Consider the following 26,076-nt stretch of genomic DNA (forward strand, 5'->3'; position numbering starts at 1 on the left):
CCACCTGCGGCCGAGCCCTCACCACCAGCAGAGCCGGAGGCAGAGCCTTACGAAGCACTGCTGGAGTACTAGGTGTTGCGGGTCATGACGTTGTTGACGGTGGGTTGGGGGCGGTCGGCGGGGCGAGATCCGTTGTGGACGGTCTGGTGCGGACGATGGCTTGGTCTCCTCGTGGACCGAACAGGTGCAGGATCTCCACAGTGCTCGTGTCCGCGGGGCCGAACCAGTGGGGCTCGGTGGTGTCGAACTCGGCCACTTCGCCGGGCCGCAGCGTGAAGTCCTGCGCCCCGAGGATGAGGCGTAGCCGACCGGCGAGGACATAGAGCCATTCGTAGCCCTCGTGGGTGACCAGTTCCGGCCGGCGGGGGGTCAGTACCTGCTTGAAGACCTGCACTCGGCCCGGGTACTGCGTCAGGGGTACGAGGACGCTGCCGCGCTCCTTGCGCACGGGCCGGAGGTGCACCCGAGGGTCACCGCTGGCGGGCGCCGCCACCAGTTGGTCGAGTGCGACGTGGTGGGCTCGTGCCAGTGGAATGAGCAGGTCCAGAGTCGGGCGCCGTTTGCCCGATTCCACCCGGGACAGTGTGCTGACCGAGATCCCGGTCGTGGCCGCGAGTGCCTCGAGCGTGAGCCCCCGTTCCCGGCGCAGCATGCGCAGCCGGGCCCCGATGCCATCGAGAATCTGTTCCAGCTCCGCATCCCTGGCTCCTGTGTTCATGGTTCATTTTTGCAGTGTTCGCAAAATTGATGGGCTGCGACTGTCGTTTGGGCTGAGCCTTGCCGGGCACTGTTCCCGGACATCAGAGGTAGACCGTGACCGCGACGACACCCCCTGTTCAACCCATGCTGAGTGCGCGCAGACGCTGGACGGTACTGGCCGTCTGCTGCCTGAGCATGTTCCTGGTGGGCCTGGACACCACCATCGTCAATGTGGGTCTGCCGGCCATCGGGCGTGGCCTGGATGTCGACACACGCGGTCTCGAGTGGATCGTGGACGCCTACACCCTCGTCCTGGCCAGTCTCCTGATCTCCTCCGGCGCACTGGCGGATCGCTTCGGACGCCGCCGGGTGTTCCAGTGCGGGCTGGCCGTGTTCGGCGCGGCCTCGCTGTTCTGCGCGCTCGCCCCGTCGGTGGGCGTACTCATCGCGGCCCGCGCCCTGCAGGGCATCGGTGCCTCGATGCTCAGCCCCGTGGCGCTCGCGATCGTGGTGAACGCGATGCCGGACCCGAAGGAACGGGCGCAGGCGATCGGCATCTGGGCGTCAGTGTTCGGGCTGAGCATGGCCGCTGGTCCCGTCACGGGCGGTGCGCTGCTCGCGGGGCTCGGCTGGCGGGCGCTGTTCTGGATCAACGCACCGGTCATCGCGGCCGCTCTGCTGCTCAGTGCGGTGTTCGTGCCGGAGTCCCGGGCACCGCGGGTCCGGCGTCTCGACCTGCCCGGCCAGGTCCTGCTGACCGTGGTCCTCGCGGTCGTGGTCGGCGTCCTGATCGAAGGGCCTCGCATCGGCTGGACGTCGCCTGCGGCGCTGGCGGGATACGCAGGGGCTGCTGTGGCGACAGCCGGATTCGTGTGGGTCGAGTCCCGCCGACGTGAGCCGCTGATGGATCCGCGGATCTTCAGGAGCCCGGTCTTCAGCGGTGCCGTCCTGGGCGCGGTGGCGGTCTTCGTCGCTCTCACCATGACACTGCTGCTGAACACCCTCTACCTGCAGCACACCCGGGAATGGACGCCGCTGGCCGCCGGAGTGGCGACCTTGCCCCTGGCCGTCGGAGCGACTGTCTGCGCCCCGTGGTCCGGCCGCATGGTCGGCCGCACGGGACCGCGGCTTCCGCTGCTCCTTGCCGGTGGTTTCATCACGGCCGGCGGGCTTTGCCTGGTCCGGCTCACTCCACACACGAGCGTGCTCCTGCTTCTGGCCGCATACTCGCTCATCGGCGTCGGGTTCGGGTTCGCCAACGCCCCGATCACCAACACCGCGGTCAATGGACTGCCACCTGCCCGTGCCGGCGTGGCCGGGGCGATCACCTCCACCGCACGGCAACTCGGCTCCGCCGTCGGCATCGCTCTCGCTGGCGGCCTGGCCACGGCCACCAGCCCGAGGGGGCTCGCGCACGCGTCCCGCCCGGGCTGGATCCTGGTCGCCACCTGTGGCGTGCTGGTCTTCCTCGTCGCCCACGTATCACGGCCGAAGGAGGCCACCACGGGCCCCGCCTACCCGCAAGCGCGGTGAGCACGGCGCGAGACGGGCCACGGCGCCCACCCTCATGACGGACAGCAGCCGCTCCAACGTCACCCGTGACTCGCCCACCGTGCGTGCTCTGGCAGTGGCTCGGGCCGAAACCCGGCCCCAGGACGATATGTCGGTGCCTGCGCATAGAGTCGCTGCGACGTTACGGGGCACGCACCGGGGGCGGTCACATTGGTGTCGGGACGACCGGTCGATCTGGAAGAGGCGCGGCAGTTGATGCTGCGGAACGGCTGCAGACCCAAGTCCGCCTTCAGCAGCGTGAAGGCGGAGTGGCCCTGTATCTGTGAGAGGCGCAAGGCGGACATCGTCCCGACGTACGACAGCATCGCCAGGGCGGCGCAGCAACACGGCGACGCCCCGCGCGGTTGCCGTGACTGCGCCGACCGTGCGCGGGTGGAGAAGTTTCGGCTGGACGAGGCGGAGTTGGCGAAGACGATCGCGCAGGCCCACATCAAGCAGTGGGGTCCGCACGTGCGCCGGCTCAGCACCCGCCTATGACCTGCGTCCGACCGCCGGGAAGGGCCTGTCGTACGGATGCGCGGTGCGCTTGCGGGCCAGCGGGCGCAGTACGGCCTGGTCCTCGGTGTCGCTCGGGTACAGGGCGCGTAGGTCGACGGTCATCATCCGGCGCCGACCGGGCGGGTGCAGTCGTCGACGACCGCCTGCACGATCCGTTCGTCCAGGCCCGCCTGGTGCGGTCGGCCGCGCAGAACGTAGGAGAGGTGGCGGCGGGCTTCGGCGAGCAGGTGCCGGCGCTTGAACACACCGCGCATCACGTACACCACGGCCGTGACGTCGACGGCGGTAGGGACGACGTCGACCACCGGCCGTACCCGGGCCCACACCAGCCACGCCACGTTTACGCGACATTTCTGCGGCCTCCTGTACCCGCCGATCAGCCAGCCGTGTCTCCACCCGTATGAGGACGACCGGATGCGCTTCGACCGGCACGCGCGCCCGTACCGGGCGGTGGACGCCCTCCGGCTGGAGTACCTGCTACGACAGCTCGTCGCCGAGGGCACGCCGCATCTTCTCGGCGACGCGGACTGGGTGGGCCGCGCGGTGGCGTACCTGGCCGGCAGGACGAACCTCTGGCTCACCGCCCCCTCGCTGCGCCGCGTGACAGCGCAGGCGCTCGCGGAGACCGGCCCAACAGCGCCTGAGCGCTCTACCCCGAAGCCGCCGACGGTTTCGTGATCGCATCCGCTGTCCGCAGCGCCCTCTGGACCTGGCCGGCATTCCGGTGCGCCGGTGTCCACGAGTGCATCACGCTGCGCCGAAGACCCCGCGTCGCCATCATGGCCGAGTTGTCACCGCACCCTTCCCCTGTCCTGTCCACCCGTCCTCGGGGGAGAGCGACCACCGGCTGCATCGGCCTCCACTGGCCGTGATGGTGTTCGAGGATCTGCTCCGGAGTGCCGGTTAACCTCGTTGTGCCCATTCCCCAGTCCGGTGAGCGGCGAGTTTGTCGGCGCTTGGAGCGGCGTCCTTTCTGGTCCTGGGGACGGTCACTTGTGCCAGCACCGCAACGGGCCGATCGGTCGTCTTCGTACGCGACCAGCTCACGCAACGCGTAGTGGTGAAGCGGCGTTGTCCGGGCACGGGGATGGTCCGCCATGATGTGGCGGACCTGGCGCAAAGGCTTCTCACTGACGACGATGCCGATCTGGATCGGCGGTTCACGGTTCTGACTCACGGCGGGCGAGCAGCCTGATCGAATGCCGTGATGCCTTGCGGCCCCTCTACGAGGCCAGCGTGGCGCGCATCGGGCCGCCCAAGCTGCTGGGTGGCACCGCACACGGCCCGAGTGTGCGGTGGAGCAGAAGCGAGCGGATCCTGCTGCTGTCCGGCGACCACAGTGAGGTGGTTCTGTCCGCGCACGAGGCGAAAGCGTTCGTCCAGGCAGAGTTCTCCCGTCTCGACTCGGGCGACCTGCCCTACACGTGGCAGCTGGACCGCCACGGCCCCGGCCATGACCATGGCTGGACCTTCAACGGACATGCCGCGGCCAACGGCTGGGCACAGGCCGAGGAGCATCTGGCGGGGATTATCGCCTCCTGGGCGGAGCACATGCCCTTCAAGCTCCCGGCGACTGGGTGAGCTTCAAGCTCTGGGCGTCACGCGACTGGGGACGCACCATGATCGTCTCCTACGAGCCATCGAAGACGAACCGTGAGTTCTACGCCTCCATCGACGACCGCGACCACGAGCAGACAACCGAACGTGCCACGCAGATGCGCGCCAGAGGCTGGCAGGACCTGGACGAGGTGGGTCGTTGGCGCACCAGACTGCCCGAAACGGACCCGACCGCGCCCGCCACGCTCGCACGCATGATCGTCACCGATCTGCGCGCCCGCGGCACCGTGTGCCCAGACGAAGTCACCGCCTGGGACATCAGCGCGGGCGACAACGGCGAACTGTGGGTGCCCGGCATCGGAGTCGACGTGCACCCACGCCGCGGCCCACACCGCTGACGCCGTCACATCCCATCTGATCAGCCTTCAGCTCGGCAGCGACCCCGACGACCACCGGAACCCGTGGAACGAACCCCCCGACCCGGCCTCCAGGTCGGCGCAGCAGACGGCCGAACCGGGCCAGGATCGGCCGTACTGGACGGCAGCCCGGAGGCCCTGGACGACCCGTATACCGCGCACGGCCTGCGAGACCCCGAGCTCGTCGTGCGGTCCGCGGCCGAGGCCACCCGCGCCCTCGGCCCCGAGGAGGAATCCGCACCCGCGTCGGACCGGGCCGACGGCTCGCCCACGCGCGGTACGGAACTGCGGTCAGTGGTACGGCGGCCCGTCGCTCCGGCGCCGTCCGCCGACAGTGGTCACGCAGTCCGGCGCTCAGCGTCCGTCGTCGCCCCCCTGCGCCAGCGAGTCGCGCACCACCACATGCGTCCCCCTCAACAGGTACTCCGCCGGGCGTCCGCGCGTCTGCCCAGTGCCGTACGGACGGCGAAACGGCCCAGCTTCTCGTACGGGACGTGGACCACAATGAGGGCGGGGGCGCAGGTCACGGGCGAACGGGATGTCGTCGTAGCCCACGAGGGACACGTCCCCCGGGACGTCGAGGCCCGCCTCGTGCACGGCGGTGCGCGCGCCGACGGCGACCATGTCGGTGGCGGCGACGACCGCCGTGAACTCCAGCCCCTCCTTGCAGGGCTTGGCCCATCAGACGGCGGCCCGCGTCCCGGGTGAAGTCGTCCGTGCAGCAGCAGGGCCGGGTCCGGTTCCACCCCCGCGGGAGCTGTCGGCGGTCGGTCGGCTCCGGCGCACGCCGACGGATTTCTCACCACCAGTGCGAGACGGCCGAATGCGCCAATTGGTCCTTCATGGCGTTGTTCTGCGGATTGACGGTATGTCATCGGTGGCGAGACCGTATGTGTGGTTTCAGTGTGTTTTCTCGTGCCTCACGGGTGAATTCTCCCGACTATCGAGACCTTCTCACGTAAGGGCCCGTTCTTTTCTGCGCCGGCGTTGACGGCCCATCAGGGAAGCGTGCTGAAGCCGCCCACGACCGAGCACGATTCCCGCCACGTCGTAGAAGTCATCGACTTGGCATTTTCTCGGGTCGCCGCTCGGACAAACGGTATGCCGGCGCGGAGGAGGAAAACATGCCCCAGCATGATCAGGCCCACATGGGCCTACGAAGCAGCAGATATGTCGTCACGGTCGTGGCCCTGGCCACGGCGCTGTTCCTGACTCAGGGGACCGCGTGGGCGGGGGCCCCGACCTTCGCGACCCACGTCGAGTACGGCACGGGCGGCGGCCCCGTCGTCATAAAGGTGGCCGACTTCGACGAGGACGGCCACCTCGACCAGGCCGTGGCCGACTTCGACGACAACACGGTGTCGGTTCTGCTCGGCAACGGTGACGGCACCTTCGACACCCACGTCGACTACGCCGTCGGCAGCCTCCCGAGCGGAATCGAAACGGCTGATGTCGACGAGGACGGCCACGTCGACCTGGTCTCGGCCAACGCTGACGACAACTCGGTGTCGGTTCTGCTCGGCAACGGTGACGGCACCTTCGACACCCACGTCGACTACGGCGTGGGAGCGTATCCGTACACCGTGGCGGTGGCCGACTTCGACGAGGACACCAACGCCGACCTGGCCGTCACCAACGTCATGGACGGCACGGTGTCGATCCTCCTGGGCAACGGTGACGGCACCTTCGACACCCACGTCGACTATGGAGCGGGAACCTGGACCTACGGGATCGAGGTGGCCGACTTCGACGAGGACGACAATGCCGACCTGGCCGTCACCAACGTCGGTGACAACACGGTGTCGGTTCTCCTGGGCAACGGTGACGGCACCTTCGACACCCATGTCGACTACGCGACGGGGGCTCAGCCCGGTCTGGTCGTGACGGAGGACTTCGACGGGGACACCAACGCCGACCTGGCGATCGCCAACCTGGAGGACAGCACGGTGTCGGTGCTGTTGGGCAACGGCGACGGCACACTCGACGCCAAGGCCGACTACGTGACCGACTCGTCGCCCCTCTCGGTGGAGCTGGCGGACTTCGACAGTGATTCGGCCGTTGATCTCGCGACCGCGAACGGTGACGGATCGGTGTCGGTGTTGCCGGGCAACGGTAACGGCACCTTCGGCACCAGGTCCGACTTCGGCGTCCCCGCCTCGGCGTTCTCCGTCGCAGTGGGGGACTTCGACGAGGATTCGCTGCCGGACGCGACGGCCGCCGTCTACGACACAGACGAGGTGTCGGTCCTGCTCAACACCACTCCCTGAGCCACACCACTGGAATGAACCGCAAGACGCAGGCCGCATCCGACCGCTAGGCGACCGAATGCGTGACCTTGCCGGTGTAGGTGCCTGTCACCGCGGTGGCGGGCACCGACACCCTCAGCGTCGGTTGCCAGGTCACGGAGCTGCTGACCGTCAGGGTCGAACTGTACGAGAAGGCGGTGCGGGAGGCGTCCATTGCTACCGAGTAACTCGAGCTGGGCTGGCCGGAGGTGAAGGTTCCCGGGCCGGACTTCGTCACGAGGGGGCCGGACCAGTACCTCAGATTGCTCTGCGGGATGGTCTCCGAGGCCGAGCCGCTCCCCGTTTTGAAGCTGGTCGCCGAAACCGTCGCCGTCCAGCTCTTGTTGCCGCTGCTGGTCACCCTTACCGATCCGAGTGCCACGCTCAATGTCGCGCCGGCCCGTACCGTCCCCATATTGGTCGGGGACGGCACGGTGATCACGGGGGGCGCCAATACGGCCTGGGGGACCGCGAAGACCGCCGAGACCGTCATGGTGCTGGCCGCTGTCTCTGGAGGCAGCACCAGGAAACTCGCGCACAGTGCTCCGCCGGTCCCGATCCGCAAAGAGAGGCGGGGCCATGAGAGGGATCGCGATCCCACCCATGCTCCTTCCGATAGTCCGCTGAATGGCCATTTTCATACTGAATGAAAAAAGGAACCCCCTGTGGCTTTCGGCACCGGAGTCGGGCCGTGTTCACCCGTTCGGCAAGGGAAGATCCTCTCTTCACTCGTACATTCAAGCGATCCGTCGGGACCGGGACCTGACGAACATCAGAACGGCACCGCTCAGAGCCAGAAAACCTGCCCCGGCGTACCAGTAGGGGCGGGTTGACGAGCTCATGATCCACGCGGCGGAGATGCCCCCCGGTTTCGGGAAGGTCAGGCGCGCGGAGAGGCTGTGCCGCACCATTCCGCTCTCCAGCTCCAACCGCACTTTCCAGGGCCCGGCGGGCAGACTCCTTTCGAGCCCCTCCACTTTGACGGTTCCCGAGCCTCCCGGTGGCAGGGTGATGCCCTCGGTGACCGGATGCGTCCCCGCGTCCAGCCCGCCGGGACCCTCCCCGATGTGCAGCTTCCCTCTCAGATCAAGGGCCCGCTTGCCCGTGTTGCGGACACGGGCGACGACACTCGGCCTCCCGTCCTTGTCGCGCACGGCGATGATCTTCTGGATCCGGAAGTCCGCGTACTCACCGCTGTTGCTAACGTCCAGGTACACCCGCGTTCCCACGCGCATGATCGAGCCGATGTTGTGATGCTCGTCGGGTGGAGTTCCGCTCTCCGCCCACACCACCGCATAGCGCTCTCCGGGCGTCGCCGTATCGGGAACCGTGATCGTGACCTTCGCCTCCCGTTTCTCCCACGGTCCGAGAGTGAGGGCGGACGGCTTGACCCTGGTCCACCTGGTCAGTTCGTTGGGCGTCCGGCCCTCGGCGAAGACGAACGCGTTGTCCGCGATCTTCGCCGCGCCCGGGTACAGCTGCACCTTGCGCCCGGTGGCGGTCTGGTTGTCAACCTCGAACCGGCGCTCGATGACAGTTCCCGGTTTCAGATGGTCGACGATGTACTTCAACGCACGAGGGTCGTCACGACGGACGACCGGGGCTTCGAGGAGACGGAAACCGATGTATCCGGGATCGGCCGAACCGTCGCTCGCCGTCGCCGCAGCGGATCGCGGCATCCCCGGGAGCAGCAGAGCGAGCGCGGCCGCAGCCGCGCCCATGAATCGGACCGACCTGCCTTTTCGCACGCCTTCGGACACTCAGGACACCGAATGAGTGATGACGCCGGTGTAGGTGCCGGACACATTGCTCGCGGGCACGTCCACAGATACCGACGGGTTCCATGTGACCGAGTTGGCGCCGTCACCAGTGCCCCTGGAATACGCCGTGCGCTGCGCGGCCAGGGTTCCGGCGGTTCCCGGAGTGTGCGGAGGGTTGGTCTCAGTGATGGGGTTCCCCGGCGTGTACGTCACCTGGGCCCCCGAGATCGTCTCGGAAGCCGAGCCGCTGCCCGTCGTGAAGACAGTGGTCAGCTCGACCGTCGCGGTCCAGGTGGTGCTCAACTGGGAACGCTGGTCGTTGACCGTGACATTGCCGAGTGAGCCGGACGCCGTCCCGCCGGGCGCGGCCGAGGACAGGTTGGCGCTCCCGGGCGCGCTGATGGTCAGCCCCGTCGTCGCGGTCACGGTGAACGTGGTGGTCGTGTCGGCAGCCGTCGCACGGGGGGACGTCGTCACCATCGCACCGATCACCATGGCGGAGGCAATCGCAGCGTTACGAACGCGCATTCTCACTCCTCAAAGGCATGATCACTAGTACGACGATATTTGTCCACTCAGGCCGCAGGAGCCCGGCGGGCACCCGCCGATCACGCCGTTGCAGTAGCCGAACAGACCGGTCAGCCCACCCCGGTTGCACATCTCGCTCACGCCGCGGCGACGGGCCCGTCCAGCCGTTCGGTTTCGTTGCCGAAGGGGTTCGGGACCCAAGCACTCACCACCGGGCGGAGGTCACGCTCCGAGCGTCCGCGCGATGTCCCCGATCGCCTCCGGCCCCACGCGGATGCTTCTCGAGACGCTCGAGCATGAGACTGCGATGTCTCCGGCCGGCCGGGTTTACTGACACCTCCGCATAGAGCGGCACGCAGCCCCTGCTCGTGGTGGCGTGCATGCTGTTGAGGCCCGCCACCACTTGCTATTAGGCAATCAAGCTGCTGGAACGCCTGACCAATCAGGGGCTCAACGACGCCAAGAACGCCATCCTCCACATTCCCCGGCCCGTGACCGTTGTAGGGAGCTGGTCCAGTGACGAGACGAAGGGCTGGGAGAAGGCCGTCATTCCAGTGGTGCGCCAGTAGGACCACTGATCGGCTCACGGACGATTGGCTAGCCCCGCGTAGATGTCCCGGGTCACGGCGCAGGGCTTCGGCGTAGTCGGTCGGGCGTCCGTTTCGTGATCACGCGAGGCCGAGGAGCGCGAGGGGTCGGCGGGCGTCGCGCGCGTTCTGGCGGAGGCCGGAGGCGATGTTCTTCACGCCGCTCATTCGCAGGGCGCCGACGGCAAGGTTGCGCCAGGTCGCCATGGCGCGGGGTGCGTTGCCGTCCGCAGTTGGGAGGCGTCCTCGGCGAAGGTGGTGTCGCGGGCGTGGTGCAGGACTTCGATCTTCCAGTGGCCGCGGATGAGCTTCGCGAGCTGGGCGGGAGTGCCCTGCTCGGCGGTCAGGCTGGTGACCGCGTAGACGGTGGTGAGGGTGGTCTTGCCGGTCTTACGGTCGGTTCGTCGGCGCTTGATCTGCACGGCCTGGCGGGCGCCGGGGAAGCGCAGGTTGCCCGCGGTGGCGACCTTGATGCGACGGATCTCGGCGCGGCCGTGGCCTGTACCGTGGGTACGGCCTGGGAGCGGGATGTCCTTCCAGGGCCGGGACTTCAGCTGCCTACGCAGGTTCTTCTGGTTGCCCTTGACGATAGCGATGTAGTGGGCCCGGCGGCCCAGGAGGTAGGCGGCATGCTCGCGTTGCGTGTGGAGCGCGTCGCTGATGACCACGGTTCCGGCCAGGTCGGCGACGTTGTCCAGCAGCGGCTGGAAGCGCCTCGTCTCCCCGGTCTTCTCGCCGACGTCGAGCTGAGCCAGGACGAGCCCGGTGTTGTGCTCCACCGCAGCAAGCAGGTGGATCTTCCGCCCCCGAGCCTTAGCCGCGCCGCGCAGGGACTTCCAGGCAGGTCACGAAGGCGTAGACACTCCATGATCACGGGACCTTCCCGGCATCGTCCTCAGGTCACATCAACGCCGCAGCCTTGCCTGCCACCCAGGTCTGCCAGACATGACGGGTATTCGGCAGGTCAGGGCGGTCAAGGAGCCAGAGCACATACCCTGCATGGCTCCGGGTCCACGGACTGTCGGAATCGGCTGCCCGATCGAGCCTGCCGCGCAGGTCAGCGCTGTCGACAGCCTGGGCAACCCGCACGTACTCGCGGTCCTTGCAGCGATACACACGGTGGACGACGATCTCGACCAGGTCGGTGAGCTTCGCCTTGATCGCCTCCTCCTGGCGAGCACGGGCCACCTCCCGGATCAGGCTCTCCTTCGTACTCCACGCCTTCGCATGCTGCGTCCAGTCCTGCGGGAATCTCGCTTCCCACTCCAGGAAGAGCAACGCGTAGGGCAACCCCTGCCAAGTGGCCAGATCCTCGCTCGCAGGGCGATCCCACAGCCCGTCGGGCAGCGAACGTCTCTGCGCCTGCTGATACCTCCGACGCGCCTTGAGGAAGGCCGGCTCCCGGTACTGCTCGTCCGCTCCCAGGGGCCGCGTCAGCCGCCACGTCTCGTTGAACCGACCGCGCGCGTCCTCGACCTGCCTCCGTGCCTCAGCCAGATGGGCAAGCGCTGCGGTCCTCGCAGCCGGATCATCCGCTATCAGTCCGAATGCCCAGCTCAGTCGCTCATCCCATAGACAAGCGTCGTCCGCACCAGTACCTGCCTCTTCAGCCACGCAGGAGATCATCCCCCAACACAGTCGGCTCGCTCCACCTGACGGTGCTGGCAGACGCAACAGCTCCGAGGCGTACGTCCGTGGGCAGGGAACCGTCCGCTCGCCCTCCTTCAGCTCACGTGATCACGAAAACGGATGCCCGACGACTACGCCGACGCCCTGGGTCACGGCGGGTGCGGGCCGGGGTGGGTGCTCCTAGGCTGGTGGTGCTCGGGGCTACACGCGGCGGAGGTCTGCCAAGCCCCGAACCATTTGGAGCGGCGCCATCTCGTTTGGCCTGGTCACTTCTCTGAACTGGATCGGCCCCGTGCGTGTCCACCAGGTGGCTCTATCGAGCAGCCGACGCCTGAGCGACGGGCCACCTCAGGACCCTGCATCGTGCGCCCGGCTCGTAACCAGAGCTGACGGGGGCGGGGCACGTCCGTGCCGCCCGCACGATCAACTGAACATCTCTTCAGTGCCTGAGTTGGTTGGGCCTTGACCCCGCGTTCAAGGTGCGTTGGCCGCCCGCTGCGAGCGTGTCGATCAGCCGGGAGACTGTCGGGTCCGAGGCCGCCGGCCCGAACACGGCCGGCTCGGCCCGCAGCATCCCGACGTCGGCCAGGCAGTCGCCGCCGAGAGCGACCGCGAGCGCCACATCCAGCAGGATCTTGCCGGGATCGTGCAGCGCCCGCGGCTTGCGCCAGGGCGCCAGAGCCGCCGATATCGCAGTATCCAGACCCGTCTTGCGGACCGTTTCCACCAGCAGCACCGCCCCGGCCTGCGAGACCACTCCACGACCGCTGCCCTCAACGCGGACATGCGGGTACGACCCGATACGCGAGTCTCGCGTCGGCGTCGACGCGAGCCATTGCCGGTTTCCCGTCGCGCAAAACCTCACTGCGCAGCGGATGAAGTCTCGCCCAGGAAAGCTGGAATCTGCTGCTCCGCCCAGATGACCTTGCCTTCGCGGTGGTGCCGTGTACCCCAGTGTTCGGTGAGCTGGGCAACGAGGAGCAGGCCGCGCCCGCCCTCGTCGAAGACCCGGGCGCGGCGCAGATGCGGGGCGGTGCTGCTGGCGTCGGACACTTCGCACGTCAAAGCGGACTGAAGGATCATCCGTAGCTGTATCGGGCTCTTGCCGTAGCGGATGGCGTTCGTCACCAGCTCGCTGACCACGAGTTCGGTGGTGAAGGCCAGTTCTCCCAGCCCCCAGACGGTCAGCTGATCGGATGCATGGATGCGGGCTTTGGAGACGACTGCCGGGTCGCTGGGCAGGTCCCATGCGGCGACGTGATCGGCGTCAAGAGCTCTGGTCTGTGCCACAAGGAGTGCGACGTCGTCGGCGGGGCGGCTGGGCAGCAGCGCGGACAGCAGTTCGTCGCAGGTCTCCTCGAGCGACGCCGGTGCTTGGGTAAGAACGTCGCGCAGCAGGGCGAGGGCAGCCTCGACATCACGAGAGCGGCTCTGGACGAGGCCATCGGTGTACAGAACCAGCCGGCTGCCTGGTGGCAGTTCGAACCGGGCGGATTCGAAGGGGAGTCCGCCCAGACCCAGGGGCGGGCCGATCGGCAGCTCCGGGAAGTCGACCGCGCGGGCGGCGGGGCCGGTGCCGTCGGCGGCCGGGGGAGTCGCCACGGCCGGCGGAAGGTGTCGGGCGCTGGCCAGGGAGCAGGTGCGGGATACGGGGTCGTGGATCGCGTACAGGCAGGTGGCGCTGATCTCGTCCGTGTCCCTTTCCTCTTCATGCTGCAGGCGGATGACCACGTCGTCGAGATGGGTCAGCAGTTCGTCGGGGGGCAAGTCGATGTCTGCCAGCGTGCGGACGGCTGTCCGCAGTCTGCCCATGGTGGCCGCGGCATGCAGGCCATGACCGATCACGTCGCCCACGACGAGGGCGACGCGGGCTCCGGAGAGCGGTATCACGTCGAACCAGTCGCCCCCCACGCCCGCTCGTGATCCGCTGGGCAGGTAGCGCGAGGCGGTCTCTACGGAGGTGTCCTGCGGCATGTGGTGCGGCAGGAGGCTGCGCTGGAGGGTGAGCGCGGTGGAGCGCTCCTGGGTGTAGCGGCGGGCATTGTCGATGTTCACCGCTGCTCTGGACGCGATCTCCTGGGCCAGCAGCAGCTCGTCGTCATCGAACGGGTCCGCCGGGCGACGGCGGACGAACTGGGCGAGTCCTAGCGCGTTTCCGCGAGCCCGCAGCGGGACCAGGAGCAAGGAGTGCAGGCCCAGAGCGCGCAGGGAGCGCGCGTGGTCTGTTGACATTGCCAGCCAGGCGGGGACGTCGTCGGCGGTGAGGGCGAGCCGGAGGGGCTGTCCGGTGGCCAGGACGTGAGCCGGCTCCGAGCCATCCGGATAGGTGTGTGTCTGTCCTGTGCCGAGTGCCGGGGCGGGACAGCCGTGTGAGACCGCCTGGGCGATTCGGCGGAGCGTCGCCGGACCGGCTGCCGCATTTGTCTCCTCTTCCTGGAGAGCGGAGGAAAGAAGGTCGACGATGACGAGGTCCGCGAGGTGGTCGGCACCGACATCCGTCAGTTCCTGCGCGGTACGGGTGGTGTCCAGGGTGGTCCCGATCCGTGTTCCCGCCTCGTTGATCACGGTCAGCCGCTTCTGCAGCCAGCGGTCGCGTTCCCTCTGGTAAGCGGCGACAGTCTGTTGCGACGTGCGATCGACGTACTCGAAGGCCATCGCGCTCAGGGTGACGGTCGTCGCGTTGATCAGCTCCTGGGACCCGGCGGCACGGGCTGTTTCCGTATAGAGCTGATCCAGCAGATCCGCGTGGACGAGCCGGTAGACGCGAAGGAGCTGGCTGATCGGCACCCCGTGCTCAGCGAGTCGGCCGGCGAACTCGATGGCGGCGGGCGGTGTCCTGACCTCAGCCATGTCGAGGCCGCGCTCAAGGAAATTCAGACTGGCTGCGATGTGTTCAGACAACGCCACTGGCGCCACGGCGGCAATGTCCTCGTATTTCCATACTTCGGGAAGCTCGCTGCGTAGGTGCTGCAGTATTACATGGGCTATCTGATCCGCTCGGGGTGTCAGGCCCCGAGCGAGATCGCTGAGGAAGGCATGGGTGTCAGTACCCATAGGCACAAGGTACCCCTACCCTGGCTGACGGGCAGTGCCTGCGGAGCCCGCGCGCTCGCCCGCCGCCTTCCAGCCGACGCTCATGGGGTGTGACCAGCGCGGAGACATGGTGCAGGGTTTCGATGCCGGGGTCGTCTGCCATGGGGGATGGGTTCGTCGTAACCGTTGGCGATGCTGCACACCGTGCAGGAGTTCTGGGTGGGGACCAAGGTGTGCGTCGCAATGCGCGACCAGGACGGGCTGCTGGATGGCGCCGAGATGCCGCAGGCAGGCAACGCGTCGGACATCTTGCGATGGGTGGGCCTGCCGGGAAGGCAGCCGTGCCTGCCGTCGTGGTGCCATCGTGAGCGGGAGGATTACGACTGCTGATTGACGAGGCCGAGGAATGCACCCATGCGGAGCCGCGAACTCGGGACCCTTTTCCGCGACGATCTGACCGAATCGCGGCACACGCTCCTGGAATCCCGGCCATGTGAGCGATTGCGCGTAGGCCGCACGGAGGTCGGCGTCCGGCGGGAGAGATGCCCGGTTGACCTGGACCTTGGCGTTCGCACCCGGCCGACCAGGCACGCCGGGCCGAAGCCCTCGCCTGGGACCGGATGCACCCCCGCCTGACCGTCCGTGGACCCTGGCTCGACCACTGCGGCGAACTCCCTTTGATCCACGGCACGTTGATCCGGCTGAAGGTGGATCACCTGCCCGGCGACCGCGACCCGAAACCGGTCTGGCTGTGGTCCTCACGCACCTCGATGACCGGCGAGGACATCGACCTGCGCTGGCAGGCATTCCTCCGCAGATTCGATCTCGAACACACCTTCCGGCTGTTCAAGCAGACTCTGGGCTGGACCGTCCCCAAGGTCCGCGACCCGCACACTGCCGACCTGTGGACCTGCCGACCTGTGGACCTGGCTGATCATCGCCGCCCATGCCCAACTCCGCCTCGCCCGACCGCTCGCCGAAGACCTCCGTCGCCCCTGGGAACGGCCCAGCGAGCCCCGTCGGCTCACCCCGGCCCGGGTCCGCCGGGGGTTCCGCCACTTCCGCGCGAAGGCCCCCCGTCCCGCAGGTGACTCTGTCGGGAATCTTGGAGTTGCCGAGGTCAGGTGCCGAGGGTTCGCCAGGACTTCGGCCGAGGTATCTCGCGCCGGTCGAGGTAGTTCTGGAAGGCAGTCGGCCGGCGGGGCGTGAGGGTTTCCTCAGTCGGCGTCAGTCCACTGAGGCGCTCGATGTTGATGGCTATGGCGGTCAGGACGTGCTGGATGTGGGCCTTTCCCTGTCCTCGGTAGCGGCAGTGGCGCATGCCGTGTCCGTGGGCGAACTCGTTGACCGTGCCCTCCACCCCGGAGCGGACTGCGTAGCGGGTCTTCCACTCGGGTGTCTGCTGCTCGGTGCGGACGCGGAGTTGCAGGTCGCGGAGTTCTCGTGGGGGAAATCCCACGGTGCGGGTGCCTTCGCGGGAGGCGGTGCACTGGGCGCGGGCCGGGCAGGGGTGGCACTGGCTCTTGGTGAACCTGGCCACGATCAGTGGGGCTGCGGTGGGTGAGGAGGTCGGGTAGGGGCCGTGCCAACCCGCGCTGATCTGGCCCTGGGGGCAGGTGACCTGCTGCTTGTCGTAGTCGATGTGGAAGTCGTCCCGGGCGAAGCCCTCGCCTCGGCGGTGTTGGCGGGTGGGGTTGCTGCGGAGTGGCCCGGAGACGGTGACTTGGTGTTCACGTGCGGCTTCTTCCAGGTGGGGCAGGGAGGTGTAGCCGGCATCGACCAGGTGCTCGGCGGGCAGTAAGCCGCAGCGCCGCAGCCGTGTGTGGATGCCGGGCAGGACCTGGCTGTCGTGGGTGGTGGCAGCGGTGGTGGCCACGTCCGTGATCACGTTGGGGCCGTCGGGAGCACAGGTTTCGGTCAGGTGGGCGGAGAACCCCTTCCAGCTGATGATGTGTGGGTGCCGTGCGTAGCGGGCCGAGGTGTCGTAGGGAGAGACGATCGCCCGGGACGAGGGCGGCAGCCCGGGTCCGCCTTCTGCCTCGGCGGTGCGCCAGCGCAGGTGTCCTGCGGCGTCACGGTGGTAGTTCTGCACCATGATCTGGCGCAGGGCCTGGACACGCGGGCCCAACGCGCGGTCCGCTCCGTGACGGTAGAGGTGCTCCAGGAGCCGGACGGCGTCGTTTCCGGTGGCAAGGATCCTGGTCTTGGGCTTGGTGGGGTTCTTGCCCAGGCGGACCGGGCGGCCGTAGCGGCGTCCCCATTCCTCATCGACTAGATCGTCCAGCAGGTGAGGAGAGACGCCGGCGGCTTCTTCCAGTGAGGCGCGGACCGCCTCGGTGATCAGCTCCAGGCGGGTCAGATCCCGCACCGCGGCCAGGACATGGGTGGAGTCGGTGCGCTGCGTGGTGCGTTCGCGCACCAGGCCGGCCTCCTTGAGGCGGGCGAGCGCCAGGTCGAGGAGCCAGTCGGCACGGTCGTCTTCGGCGAGACGGTCGCGGAAACCGGCCGGCACGCTGTGATGGAAGCCTGGATCATCCAGCTCCATGGCCATGGCGTACTTGAAGTCGATGCGGCAGCGGACCGCCTCGGCGGCCTGCCGGTCCGACAGACCGAGCAGGAACCGCAGCACACAGACGGTGGCCAGCTGGGCGGGCGAAAGAGCCGGACGCCCGTCACGCGGATACCAGTCGACGAAGTCCTCGTCGCACCACAGCCCATCGAGCCGGTCACGCACCCATATCGCCGTCGTACCGCCCGGGTTGCTCGCCCGCGCGATCTGCCCAGTCAGAGGCGGGACTTGCTCGCCGGAACGGGGACGGAGGGACAACGGGCACCTCGACAGCTGCATCGGTCATCGGAGCGACCCGAGCATGCCCATTGATCATGCTGCCGCACTGCGAAACTCCAAGATCCCCGACAGAGTCAAGCTCAGTGACGCAGAGCACTTGCCACCACTTCATTCTCCCTGTATGTATTACAACCGTAAGTTAAATGACCGTAAGGCAACTGCATGGAGCCGCGGTCCTCGGTCGTATCCGGTGAGGCCAGATGAAGACGACAAAGAGCATGAAGTGGATCGACGTACCCACCCGCACGATCGACGTCGGCGGGGTGCCGTTCGCCTACCGCGAACTCGGCCCGACCGAAGGCGTTCCGGTGGTGTTCCTGCACCACTTGATGGCCGTCCTTGATGACTGGGACCCAAGGATCATCGACGGCATCGCCGCCCGCCACCGAGTGATCACGTTCGACAACCGCGGGGTCGGCGCGTCCGGAGGATCCGTGCCGCCCGACGTCGAGGAGATGGGCCGCGACGCCGTCGCCTTCATCCGCGCGATGGGACTCGAGAAGGTCGACCTCCTCGGGTTCTCGCTCGGCGGCGGAGTCGCACAGATGGTGGCCCTGCAGGCACCCGAACTCGTGCGCCGGATCATCCTGGCCGGGACCGGTCCCCGCGGAGGCGGCGGCATCAAGGAGATCAACAAGGTCGCGCTCAGGGCGTACGTCAAGTCCGCGCTCACCCTGAAAGACGCCAGGACGTTCCTGTTCTTCCCCCGCAACGCCGAGGGCAAACGAGCCGCAAAGGACTACCTCACCCGGCTCAAGGAACGCACCCACAATCGCGACAAAAAAATCTCCCTGCAGGCTCGACGCGCGCAGCTGAAGGCCATCCGCGCTGCCGGACTGCACGCACCCGACGACCTCTCGGTCATCACCCAACCGGTCTTCGTCGCCAACGGTGATCACGACCTCATGGTCGCGAGCAGCAACTCAGCCGACATGGCCCGCCGGATCCCGAATGCCTGCCTGAAGATCTACCCGAACTCCGGGCACGGCGGCGTCTTCCAGCACCACCGGGAGTTCGTCCCCCAAGTTCTGGAGTTCCTCGATGACTGACAGGTCCGACCAGTCGATCGCCGGAAAGGTCGCCCTCGTCACCGGCGGCGGCCGGGGCCTGGGTGCGGCCGCCGCGCGGTCCCTGACCGCCGCTGGCGCCCGGGTCTTCGTGATCGATCTGCAACGCCCGGCTGCGGGCGAGGCGATCGATGAGCGGGTCACCTACCTGGTCGGCGACGTGACCGACCTCGGCGACATGAGCCGAGCGGTCGAGACCGTCATCAGGGACGCCGGCCGCCTGGACATCGTGATCGCGAACGCAGGTGTACTCGGGCGGGGCGTGACCCTCCGGGCGTCATCGACTTCGGCGGTCGACCGACTCTTCGACGTGAACGTCGGTGGTGCGCTCAACACGGTCCGTGCCACCCTTCCGGGCCTCATCGAGAACCGTGGTCGGCTTGTACTGATCTCGTCGGTGTTCGCCTTCGTCAATGGGGCCGGCGCAATCCCGTACGCGATGAGCAAGGCAGCTGTCGAGCAACTCGGCCGTGGACTGCGGGTCGAGCTCGCCGCTCACGGCGTCAGCGTCACGACCGCGTACTTCGCGGTGATCAACACGGACATGACCCGGCAGGGCCTCGACGAGGATCCAGTAGCCCAGGCGCTGCTCGGCACCCAGCCGAGGTTCCTGCGTAAGCGCATCAGCCCCCAGCAAGCGGCAAAAGCCATCGTCGAGGGCCTGTGTCGCCGGGATGCGCGGGTGTTTCGTCCGCGCAGATGGACCGTGGTCTCCAGGGCCCGCGGCATCATCGCGCCCGGTATGGACTCAGGCCTGGCGCAGGACAACGCGGTCCAGAGCATTCTCGGACTCCTCGACACGCGTGAAGGCGAAAACTTCCTGACCACCTGATGTCAGGAACAACGCGGTGCCCCGACTACGCACAGACCAGGAGCCATTGATGACGAGTTCGACCCGGAATGTGTCCGGACTGCTGACCCACACCGCGTCGGTACACCCGGCGCGCACGGCCATCGTCTTCGGTGGCGATCGGATCTCTTACGCGGAACTCGACGCGGCGTCGAACCGGGTGGCGAACCTGCTGATCGAGCGCGGCGTTCGCCCTGGCGAGAAGGTTGCCCTGTCCTGCGCGAACATCCCGCAGTTCACGACGATCTACTTCGGGATCCTCAAGGCCGGCGCGGTCGTCGTGCCGTTGAACGTGCTCCTCAAGGCGCGAGAGATTGCCTACCACCTCAACGACTCGGACGCGGCGGCGTACTTCGCCTTCGAAGGTAGTCCGGATCTCCCGATCGGGCGCGAGGCATGGTCGGCCTTTGAGGCCGCCGATCGGGCCGCGCACTTCTTCCTCATCGGCAGCGGCGCATCTGTGGATGGCGTCACGCCGGACCAGATCTTTGCCGCCGCTGTCGCCGGGCAGCCAGAGACGTTCGAGACGGTCGAGCGTGCCGACGACGACACCGCGGTCATCCTCTACACGTCCGGTACCACCGGGCAGCCCAAGGGCGCGGAACTCAGACACCGGAACGTGTACGACATCGCCCGAGCCGGTGTCCAGCTCTTCGAGTCGGACCCCGCGAAACCCGACGTCTACCTGTGCGTGCTTCCACTCTTCCATGCCTTCGGCCAGATGGTCATCCAGAACGGCGCCATCGGGTTCGGCGGCACACTCGTCCTGCAAGCGAGGTTCAACGCCCGAGAGGCGCTGGAGCTCATGCTCGGCCATGACGTGACGTTCTTCGGCGGCGTACCGACCATGTACTGGGGCCTGCTCGAGGCACTCGACGACAGCGTTGACGTTGTCCGACTGGCCGCCAACCTGCGCATCGCCGTGTCCGGTGGTTCCGCGCTTCCCGCGAAGATCCACCAAGAGTTCAAAAAACATTTCGGTGTGACGATCCTCGAGGGCTACGGGCTCTCGGAGACGGTGGCCATCGCGTCATTCGCCAAGTACGGCGAGGAGCCCCGTGTCGGATCGATCGGCCGGCCCATCACCGGGGTCCATATGAAGCTCATCAAAGATGACTGGTCGGATGTGGAGGACGACCCCGGCGCGGTCGGGGAGATCGCGATCAAGGGCTACAACATCATGAAGGGCTATTACAAGCGCCCCGAGGCCACCTCGGAGTCCATCAACCAAGGATGGTTCCGCACCGGAGATCTGGCTCGCAAGGACATGGACGGCTTCTACTTCGTCGTCGACCGGTCCAAGGACATGATCATTCGCGGGGGGTTCAACGTCTACCCGCGTGAGCTCGAGGAGGTGCTCATGGAGCACCCCGCGGTCTCCTTGGTCGCTGTGATCGGAGTTCCACACCTGAGTCACGGGGAAGAGATCAAGGCCGTCGTCGTCAAGAGGGCCGGCGACAGTACGACTGAGGCCGAGCTGACAGCCTGGGGGAAAGAGCAGTTCGCAGGCTACAAATACCCGCGCATCGTCGAGTTCGTCGACGCCCTGCCCATGACTGCCACCGGGAAGATTCTCAAGCGCGAACTGTCCTAAGGGCCCGTCCAGCAACAGCCCACGCACATACGCTTGCCCCCACCGCCGCTGATCCACACCGAGCGGTCTGCATGCGACCGGGCGAGAAGCGTCACTTCGTGCTTCCGAGCTGACGGCGGGCCTCACGGAGAGGGGCCGTACGGCCCCCGGAGGGGGCCAGGCAGCCTCTGCCTCCGCGCAGGCCGCGGAGTGACGCTGGTATCCGATGACAGACCGAGCGTTGGAGGTGCCGAGATGCTTCGACCCGTTGTCGCCGGAGTCGACGGATCAGCCGAAAGTCTGGCCGCAGCCGCATGGGCGGCTCGCGAGGCCGAGCGACGGCACGGACCGCTTCACCTGGTGCACGCCTGGGACTGGCACTCCCGCCGAGAGGAGCGCGAGATCGCCAGTGCCGCCCAGCGGCATCTGGCCCGGCGTTTCTTGCGGCAGGCGGTAGAGCATGTCCGCGCCGAGTGCCCTGACGTCCGTCTGGCCGAAGAGCAGAGGGAAGGCCCGGCCGTCACCGCCCTGCTGAAGGCGGCGGACCAGGCCGATCTGATGGTTCTGGGCTCACGCGGGCGGAGCGGGTTCACCGGGTTTCTCGTGGGTTCGGTGGCGCTCGGCGTGGTCGCGAAGTCGACGTGCCCCGTCGTTCTCGTCCGGGCGGACGAGGAGGCGGCGGACGAACACGTACCGGCAGGTGACGGAAGTGCCGCGACGGACACCGGCTATCGGGACGTCGTGCTCGCCGTCGACCTTGGCGAGGCATGCGACGAGGTCATCGAGTTCGCCTTCGAAGCCGCCCGGCTCCGGAACGCCCGCCTGCGGGCCGTGCACGCCTGGCACACGGTCACCCCCATCGGCCTCGGACCGGGTGACATCGGTCTGGTGAAGGACACCTGGCAGGGCGAGGAATGGTTGGGTTTCCTCAGGGCTGTGCTCCAGGTGTGGCGCGACAAGTACCCCGACGTCGAGGTCCTCGAGACGGTCGTGGACGAGAAGCCTTCCACGGCGCTGGTCAGGGCCGCCACCGGAGCGAGCCTCCTCGTCGTGGGACACCGCCTCGCCGAACATCCCGTCGGCCCCCGCACCGGAGCCGTCACCCATGCCGCGATCCACCACGTCGGCTGCCCCGTCGCCGTGGTACCCCACTTCTAGGGAGAGCCCCCTGAACGTGCGCGGGTCCGTTGCCGAAGAACCCGCGACAGCGCGGGCGGAAGAAGGGGCTGACGGCCCTGACGAGGCCAGTGGTGGCCGGCTGCCTGGGCGGTTCGAAGGAGAGCCTCGCCGCGCTCGGCTGTCACTGGCCAAACGGACCTTCGTTCTCAACCACCGCGGAAGTGCCCGAGTGTGTGATCCTCGCGCTCGGACCGGCCGGTTGCTGTTTCTTCTTGCTCCGCTGAATGCCGGTGCGCCCGGCAGACGGTTGAGTCCACTGAGACTGTCCGGCTCACGTCGTCACCGGCATCAGCCTCGGCAAGGACAGCCGTGAGGACCCGTTCCCATGTGGCGTCCACCTCCCATCTGATCAGCCGTTTGTGTTCGGTCGGAAAGGGCCCGAGCTCCTCTGCCGGATCGAGCCACGGCGAGCAGGTGCGGTACTTTCACGCGATGGCCTCAAGGGCGCGGCGATGATCGGCCCACCTCCGCCCACGGGCCGGATCGGCCGGCATCAATGGCTCGATCCGGTCCCACATCACATCAGTGATCACTAACCGGACAGATACATCCGATCAACCCATGAGAGAGCCACGCTCTATGTGTCGGCGGTTGGCGGGGACCCTCGTGGCTTCGTTCCCGGGCGTGGGGCGTGGGGGTGCGGGGTGCGGGGTGCGGGAGGCTCCTGGTCGTTGTGGTTGGTGGGTTGGCCGGGCGCGGTGGGGGCCGGGTGTTCGTGGTGGGGTGGTGGGGATGGGTTGCTATACGGCTGCTTTGTGGGGGACGGCGCGGTCGCGTTGGTCGATTTCCTCGGCGAATTCGAGCCAGGTGGCTGCGTATTGACGTGCGAGGGTGCCGATGAGTTCTCCGCAGTGCGGGGGTACGGCCTCGGCGATCCGCGCCAGGGTGTCCGGTTTGGCCTCGTCCCCGGGTGCGGGCCCATGCGCGAGTGATCAGACGAAGGCCGCCCCCGCGTCCGGCGAATCCCCGGATGAGCGACCCAGATCGACACACGGTTCGAAGCCGGGAGATAAGAAGCAAGCTCGGGGTGCAAATGTTGCTGCTTCCACCGGACTACCAGCGAATACCCGCCGCCGTACGGCAGGCAGCTGGACCCGTCATGGCCCGGCAGGTCGGTGGGATGCCGGGAGTGGACGTCAACGTGCGGGCCAAGCTGGAACCACTGCGCGGGAAGCTCGTCGGACTCGTCGACCGTGGCTGGCTGCTGAAGCTACCCGACGGCCGGTTTACCCCCCGCCTGTGAGCGGCTGCCGCTGATCACGTGCTTCGCCCCGTCCGAGATCGTTGCCAGCGGATGGGGAACTGCTCGGCTCCCCTGCTGAAACTCGCGGTAGAAATTGCCCATCACCGCGGCGACCGGCGCGTAACGGACAAGGAGCGCCGCGACCGACGCGGGAACGTCCTGTGGGGCCACCCGCTGGGCGCACGCATTCACAAACTTTCTGCGTTCTTCCGGTGTGTATCCGTAGAGAGCGACGGCCAGCCAGTTCACCAGGTGGGTGACGGCGTAGTACTGGTCGTAGGTGCGGTGCTGTTCGAAGAAGTCGGCCTCGTCCCGTGTGAGGTCGAAGTGTGCGGAGATCGCGAGTCCGTAGTCGGTGAAGAAGAGCTGTCGGCCGTCGGTGAGGATGTTCTCGAAGTGGGCGTCGAAGTGCAGAAGCCCGCGGGCGTTCATGAACGAGATGCTGGCTTTCAGCTCGTCGTCGACCATGGCGCAGGCCCGCTCGGCCGGCTCGCCGCCGGCCTCGATCTGTACACCCAGCCAGTCGTGCAGGTTTTGCGGGATGTACTCCAGGAACAGTACGAGGCTTGCCGTGGAATGCCGGAGAGCCTCGATCCGCCGGCGTACGGCTGATCCGCCTCCCCAGTAGGCGACAGCTCGATCCACATCGGCCAGTTCCTCGGGCAGCGGCTGGCCAGAGTCCGGGATCACCCGCCAGTGGTACATCAGAGGGAAGCCCTCGTGGTCTCCCGCAACCACCCAGTTCGTCGTCATGGTGTGTACGGCCAGTTCCCGCCAGGCCCCGAACCCCGGGCCGCCGATCGTGCCGATGCCGTAGTGGCAGAAGACCGGAAGTCCGAACAGGTTCGCGGTGGAGTGAACATGCTCCGGCCGTCGCTCCAGATCAGTCAGCCGTACTTGTTTGACGAAGACCGGGGTTCCCTCGACCTCCAGCAGGACCGTCTTCCCGCCGATGCCCGACCCCAGCGGTGCGCCGGCGTCCACGAACTCGCGCAGACTGCGCTCACTGCGCAGCGCCAGCGATGTGGAAACGGCCTCGTGGGCGGCCAGACGGGCACCGCGGGACATATCAGGGTCCTTCACTCACGCCTCCAACCGTGCCTCACCTCTTGTCCAACGGCATCAGCAGATACCGGGGCGGGAGCCGAAGGGCACCCTCCCGCGTCGGAGCCGGTGCGATGTGGCGGGCGCAACTGGCAGCCTTTCCCATGCAGTTGAGGGCGTGTGACGGAAACCAAAGGGCACACTGAGAACTCCTGCGCACTTACCTACCAGTGCGGTCCACCGCTGTCCACGCGCACCGTGAACCACCTCGCCGGTGCGCTGGGGCACCCTCTGAAGGTGATCCGTTCCAGGTGGCGGATCCTGCCGCCAGGGGAGCGGAGCGGTGATCGTCCCGGCCGTACTGCGGCACGACCAGCGCCTGGCCGACATGACGGGCGGCAACAACGTGGCCGAGTCCACCGTCCGCCGCTGACGCGACGAGCCATGAGGTGCTGCGTTCCGGCCCCGAGCGGCGGGCATCCGTGCCGCGGCCGGGTCGGCATCGCGTAAGTGCACCGGCACGCCGTGCGCGCGCAGTGCCAGCGCGACGGAGGCTCCCATGAGCCCTGTGCCCGATCACCAGCGCGGAGTGCATAACGGCAGCGTCCGGTCCCTTGGCCGACCATCCGGTCGTTCGGGACCTTGGGGACCGTGGACGGCGGCCGGGCCGGGTGAAAGGGCCGGACGGGGCCCGTGACGTCCGGCGCCGCGCGGTGATCCGAGGCCGGCGCGTCCTTTGGGCGGAATGCACCGCGCGTCGCTTCCGCACCGTAGCGGAGAGAGTAATTCCGCATTTCCGAATACAGACCTCGCCCTCCTGGAGGCGATGTTCCCCGGTGTTACCCTCCCGGTCGGATGATCACATTGTCGGTGAGGTGCGGGGTGTTTCGCCTCGCAGTTGAAGGGTCGGGGGATGACGGGCACGTCGGTGCGCCGGACCGGTTCCCGCTACGCGGGGGTGAGGGTGACGTCGGTGGCGCTCGCGCTGCGCTGGGCGGCGTCGCGGTACAGCTTCGTCGAGGAGGAGGTGGCGGGGCTGAGGCCGTGGGTGCGGCCGGGCGCGGTATGCCTCGACATCGGCGCCGAGTACGGCCTCTACACCTGGACCCTGTCCGCGCTGGCCGGTCCTTCCGGCGCTGTGTACAGCGTGGAGCCGCTGCACGGCCCCGCGCGCTGGCTGCGTACCGCGGCAGCGGTTCTGGGCTGCGGCAACGTCACCGTGCACCGTGCCGCCCTCGGTGAGCGGGCGCGGCGGCGGGGCACGATGAGTCTGCCCCGGCGCAGACTGCTGCCCGTCCATGGGCGCGCGTACCTCACCGAGGGCGCGTCGGGGCCGGGCCCCAACGCGGAGTTCGCCCGGTCCCGTCCGGTGACCACTTCGGTGCGGACGGTGGACGGTCTGTGCCGCGGCATGGGTCTCGACCGCGTCGACTTCATCAAGGCCGATGTGGAAGGGGCGGAGGCGGCCGTGCTGTCCGGCGCCCGGACCACGCTGCTGCGCCACCGGCCCGTCCTCCTGCTGGAGATCGAGGACCGCCACCTCGCGAAGTACGGCATGGAGCCTGCCGCTCTCGTGCGCCGCCTGACCGCCCTGGGCTACGGCATGTACCGCTGGCGCGACCGCAGGTGGGAGCCCGTGGCCGAGGTCACGGTCGACTGCCGCAACTATCTCTTCACGGCACGCCCTGTCCACACCTGCTGAAGGACT

The 26,076-nt window shown here is 67.7% G+C and carries 24 protein-coding genes and 4 pseudogenes; 15 read left to right on the plus strand and 13 right to left on the minus strand.

Annotated features, from left to right (window positions below; all coding sequences use genetic code 11):
* Positions 1-82: 82 nt before the first annotated feature.
* Positions 83-718, minus strand: a complete 636-nt coding sequence (locus tag C6376_RS28115; protein ID WP_107445988.1) for a helix-turn-helix domain-containing protein — start codon at positions 716-718, stop codon at positions 83-85.
* 125 nt (positions 719-843) lie between these two features.
* On the opposite strand from C6376_RS28115, the gene C6376_RS28120 reads away from it, so the two are divergent.
* Both C6376_RS28120 and C6376_RS28125 read left to right on the plus strand, forming a co-directional pair.
* Positions 844-2,232 (plus strand): MFS transporter, encoded by a 1,389-nt coding sequence (locus tag C6376_RS28120; RefSeq protein ID WP_107445989.1) that lies wholly within the window; start codon positions 844-846, stop codon positions 2,230-2,232.
* 192 nt (positions 2,233-2,424) lie between these two features.
* Entirely contained in the window at positions 2,425-2,748 is a 324-nt protein-coding gene (locus tag C6376_RS28125; protein ID WP_159083271.1) for a hypothetical protein, read from the plus strand.
* Positions 2,749-2,772: 24 nt separating this feature from the next.
* Here the strand turns inward: C6376_RS28125 and C6376_RS28130 are convergent.
* Positions 2,773-3,095 (minus strand): annotated as a pseudogene (locus C6376_RS28130) (conjugal transfer protein TraA); the annotation flags it as partial.
* A gap of 88 nt (positions 3,096-3,183) precedes the next feature.
* Between C6376_RS28130 and C6376_RS44535 the strand changes: the two are divergent.
* From C6376_RS44535 to C6376_RS28140, 3 genes are all read left to right on the plus strand, one after another.
* Positions 3,184-3,447, plus strand: coding sequence for a hypothetical protein (locus tag C6376_RS44535; RefSeq protein ID WP_173985748.1), 264 nt, complete (start codon positions 3,184-3,186; stop codon positions 3,445-3,447).
* A gap of 534 nt (positions 3,448-3,981) precedes the next feature.
* The gene (locus C6376_RS28135; protein ID WP_107445991.1) at positions 3,982-4,350 is read left to right on the plus strand and encodes a hypothetical protein; all 369 of its coding nucleotides are present in this window, start codon (positions 3,982-3,984) and stop codon (positions 4,348-4,350) included.
* Entirely contained in the window at positions 4,347-4,724 is a 378-nt protein-coding gene (locus C6376_RS28140) for a hypothetical protein (protein ID WP_107445992.1), read from the plus strand. Before C6376_RS28135 ends, C6376_RS28140 begins: the two co-directional genes overlap by 4 nt.
* A gap of 372 nt (positions 4,725-5,096) precedes the next feature.
* Here C6376_RS28140 and C6376_RS28145 read toward each other — a convergent pair whose 3' ends face one another.
* Complete coding sequence (locus C6376_RS28145) at positions 5,097-5,366, minus strand: hypothetical protein (protein WP_254076085.1); 270 nt, start codon at positions 5,364-5,366, stop codon at positions 5,097-5,099.
* Positions 5,367-5,866: 500 nt separating this feature from the next.
* Between C6376_RS28145 and C6376_RS28150 the strand changes: the two genes are divergently transcribed.
* A complete protein-coding gene (locus C6376_RS28150) occupies positions 5,867-7,009 on the plus strand; it encodes a VCBS repeat-containing protein (RefSeq protein ID WP_107445993.1) in 1,143 nt (380 codons plus the stop codon).
* A 46-nt stretch (positions 7,010-7,055) separates the two neighbouring features.
* Here the strand turns inward: C6376_RS28150 and C6376_RS43945 are convergent, their stop codons facing one another.
* Positions 7,056-7,202, minus strand: coding sequence for a hypothetical protein (locus C6376_RS43945; RefSeq protein WP_159083272.1), 147 nt, complete (start codon positions 7,200-7,202; stop codon positions 7,056-7,058).
* 100 nt (positions 7,203-7,302) lie between these two features.
* On the opposite strand from C6376_RS43945, the gene C6376_RS28155 reads away from it, so the two are divergent.
* A complete protein-coding gene (locus tag C6376_RS28155) occupies positions 7,303-7,677 on the plus strand; it encodes a hypothetical protein (RefSeq protein WP_159083273.1) in 375 nt (124 codons plus the stop codon).
* A gap of 87 nt (positions 7,678-7,764) precedes the next feature.
* Here C6376_RS28155 and C6376_RS28160 read toward each other — a convergent pair whose 3' ends face one another.
* From C6376_RS28160 to C6376_RS28185, 6 genes and pseudogenes are all read right to left on the minus strand, one after another.
* Positions 7,765-8,748: a peptidase gene (locus C6376_RS28160; protein WP_254076086.1), complete on the minus strand. Its 984-nt coding sequence runs from the start codon at positions 8,746-8,748 to the stop codon at positions 7,765-7,767.
* 39 nt (positions 8,749-8,787) lie between these two features.
* Positions 8,788-9,315, minus strand: coding sequence for a hypothetical protein (locus C6376_RS28165; protein ID WP_107445995.1), 528 nt, complete (start codon positions 9,313-9,315; stop codon positions 8,788-8,790).
* 751 nt (positions 9,316-10,066) lie between these two features.
* On the minus strand, positions 10,067-10,681 hold the full coding sequence (locus C6376_RS28170) for an ISAs1 family transposase (RefSeq protein ID WP_254076087.1): 615 nt from the start codon (positions 10,679-10,681) through the stop codon (positions 10,067-10,069).
* Positions 10,682-10,802: 121 nt separating this feature from the next.
* Complete coding sequence (locus C6376_RS28175) at positions 10,803-11,516, minus strand: hypothetical protein (protein ID WP_173985749.1); 714 nt, start codon at positions 11,514-11,516, stop codon at positions 10,803-10,805.
* 511 nt (positions 11,517-12,027) lie between these two features.
* Positions 12,028-12,333: pseudogene (locus C6376_RS28180) on the minus strand (transposase); the annotation flags it as partial.
* Positions 12,334-12,392: 59 nt separating this feature from the next.
* Complete coding sequence (locus tag C6376_RS28185; RefSeq protein WP_107445996.1) at positions 12,393-14,585, minus strand: SpoIIE family protein phosphatase; 2,193 nt, start codon at positions 14,583-14,585, stop codon at positions 12,393-12,395.
* Positions 14,586-14,756: 171 nt separating this feature from the next.
* Here C6376_RS28185 and C6376_RS28190 point away from each other — a divergent pair, with 171 nt between their 5' ends.
* Positions 14,757-14,954 carry a hypothetical protein gene (locus C6376_RS28190; RefSeq protein WP_107445997.1) on the plus strand — a complete coding sequence of 66 codons (198 nt, stop codon included), beginning with the start codon at positions 14,757-14,759 and terminating at the stop codon, positions 14,952-14,954.
* Between the two features lie 206 nt (positions 14,955-15,160).
* A pseudogene (locus tag C6376_RS45520) lies at positions 15,161-15,647 on the plus strand (transposase); the annotation flags it as partial.
* Between the two features lie 37 nt (positions 15,648-15,684).
* Here C6376_RS45520 and C6376_RS28200 read toward each other — a convergent pair.
* Positions 15,685-17,298, minus strand: a complete 1,614-nt coding sequence (locus C6376_RS28200) for an IS1182 family transposase (RefSeq protein WP_254076088.1) — start codon at positions 17,296-17,298, stop codon at positions 15,685-15,687.
* A gap of 314 nt (positions 17,299-17,612) precedes the next feature.
* Here C6376_RS28200 and C6376_RS28205 point away from each other — a divergent pair, with 314 nt between their 5' ends.
* From C6376_RS28205 to C6376_RS28220, 4 genes are all read left to right on the plus strand, one after another.
* Positions 17,613-18,461 (plus strand): alpha/beta fold hydrolase, encoded by an 849-nt coding sequence (locus C6376_RS28205; protein ID WP_107445999.1) that lies wholly within the window; start codon positions 17,613-17,615, stop codon positions 18,459-18,461.
* The gene (locus C6376_RS28210) at positions 18,454-19,311 is read left to right on the plus strand and encodes an SDR family NAD(P)-dependent oxidoreductase (protein ID WP_107446000.1); all 858 of its coding nucleotides are present in this window, start codon (positions 18,454-18,456) and stop codon (positions 19,309-19,311) included. The genes C6376_RS28205 and C6376_RS28210 overlap by 8 nt, the downstream gene beginning before the upstream one ends.
* A gap of 49 nt (positions 19,312-19,360) precedes the next feature.
* Positions 19,361-20,923 carry a long-chain fatty acid--CoA ligase gene (locus C6376_RS28215; RefSeq protein WP_107446001.1) on the plus strand — a complete coding sequence of 521 codons (1,563 nt, stop codon included), beginning with the start codon at positions 19,361-19,363 and terminating at the stop codon, positions 20,921-20,923.
* Positions 20,924-21,157: 234 nt separating this feature from the next.
* Positions 21,158-22,060 carry a universal stress protein gene (locus tag C6376_RS28220; RefSeq protein ID WP_107446002.1) on the plus strand — a complete coding sequence of 301 codons (903 nt, stop codon included), beginning with the start codon at positions 21,158-21,160 and terminating at the stop codon, positions 22,058-22,060.
* Positions 22,061-22,201: 141 nt separating this feature from the next.
* On the opposite strand, the pseudogene C6376_RS45525 reads toward C6376_RS28220, so the two are convergent.
* Positions 22,202-22,599, minus strand: a pseudogene (locus C6376_RS45525) (transposase); the annotation flags it as partial.
* A gap of 515 nt (positions 22,600-23,114) precedes the next feature.
* Between C6376_RS45525 and C6376_RS28235 the strand changes: the two are divergent.
* A complete protein-coding gene (locus C6376_RS28235; protein WP_107446005.1) occupies positions 23,115-23,324 on the plus strand; it encodes a hypothetical protein in 210 nt (69 codons plus the stop codon).
* On the opposite strand, the gene C6376_RS28240 is transcribed toward C6376_RS28235, so the two are convergent.
* Positions 23,292-24,392: a protein kinase family protein gene (locus C6376_RS28240; protein ID WP_254076089.1), complete on the minus strand. Its 1,101-nt coding sequence runs from the start codon at positions 24,390-24,392 to the stop codon at positions 23,292-23,294. The genes C6376_RS28235 and C6376_RS28240 overlap by 33 nt on opposite strands.
* 889 nt (positions 24,393-25,281) lie before the next feature.
* Here C6376_RS28240 and C6376_RS28250 point away from each other — a divergent pair.
* Positions 25,282-26,070 (plus strand): FkbM family methyltransferase, encoded by a 789-nt coding sequence (locus C6376_RS28250; protein ID WP_107446006.1) that lies wholly within the window; start codon positions 25,282-25,284, stop codon positions 26,068-26,070.
* Positions 26,071-26,076 lie beyond the last annotated feature (6 nt).

The organism is Streptomyces sp. P3 (assembly GCF_003032475.1).
Lineage (GTDB): Bacteria > Actinomycetota > Actinomycetes > Streptomycetales > Streptomycetaceae > Streptomyces.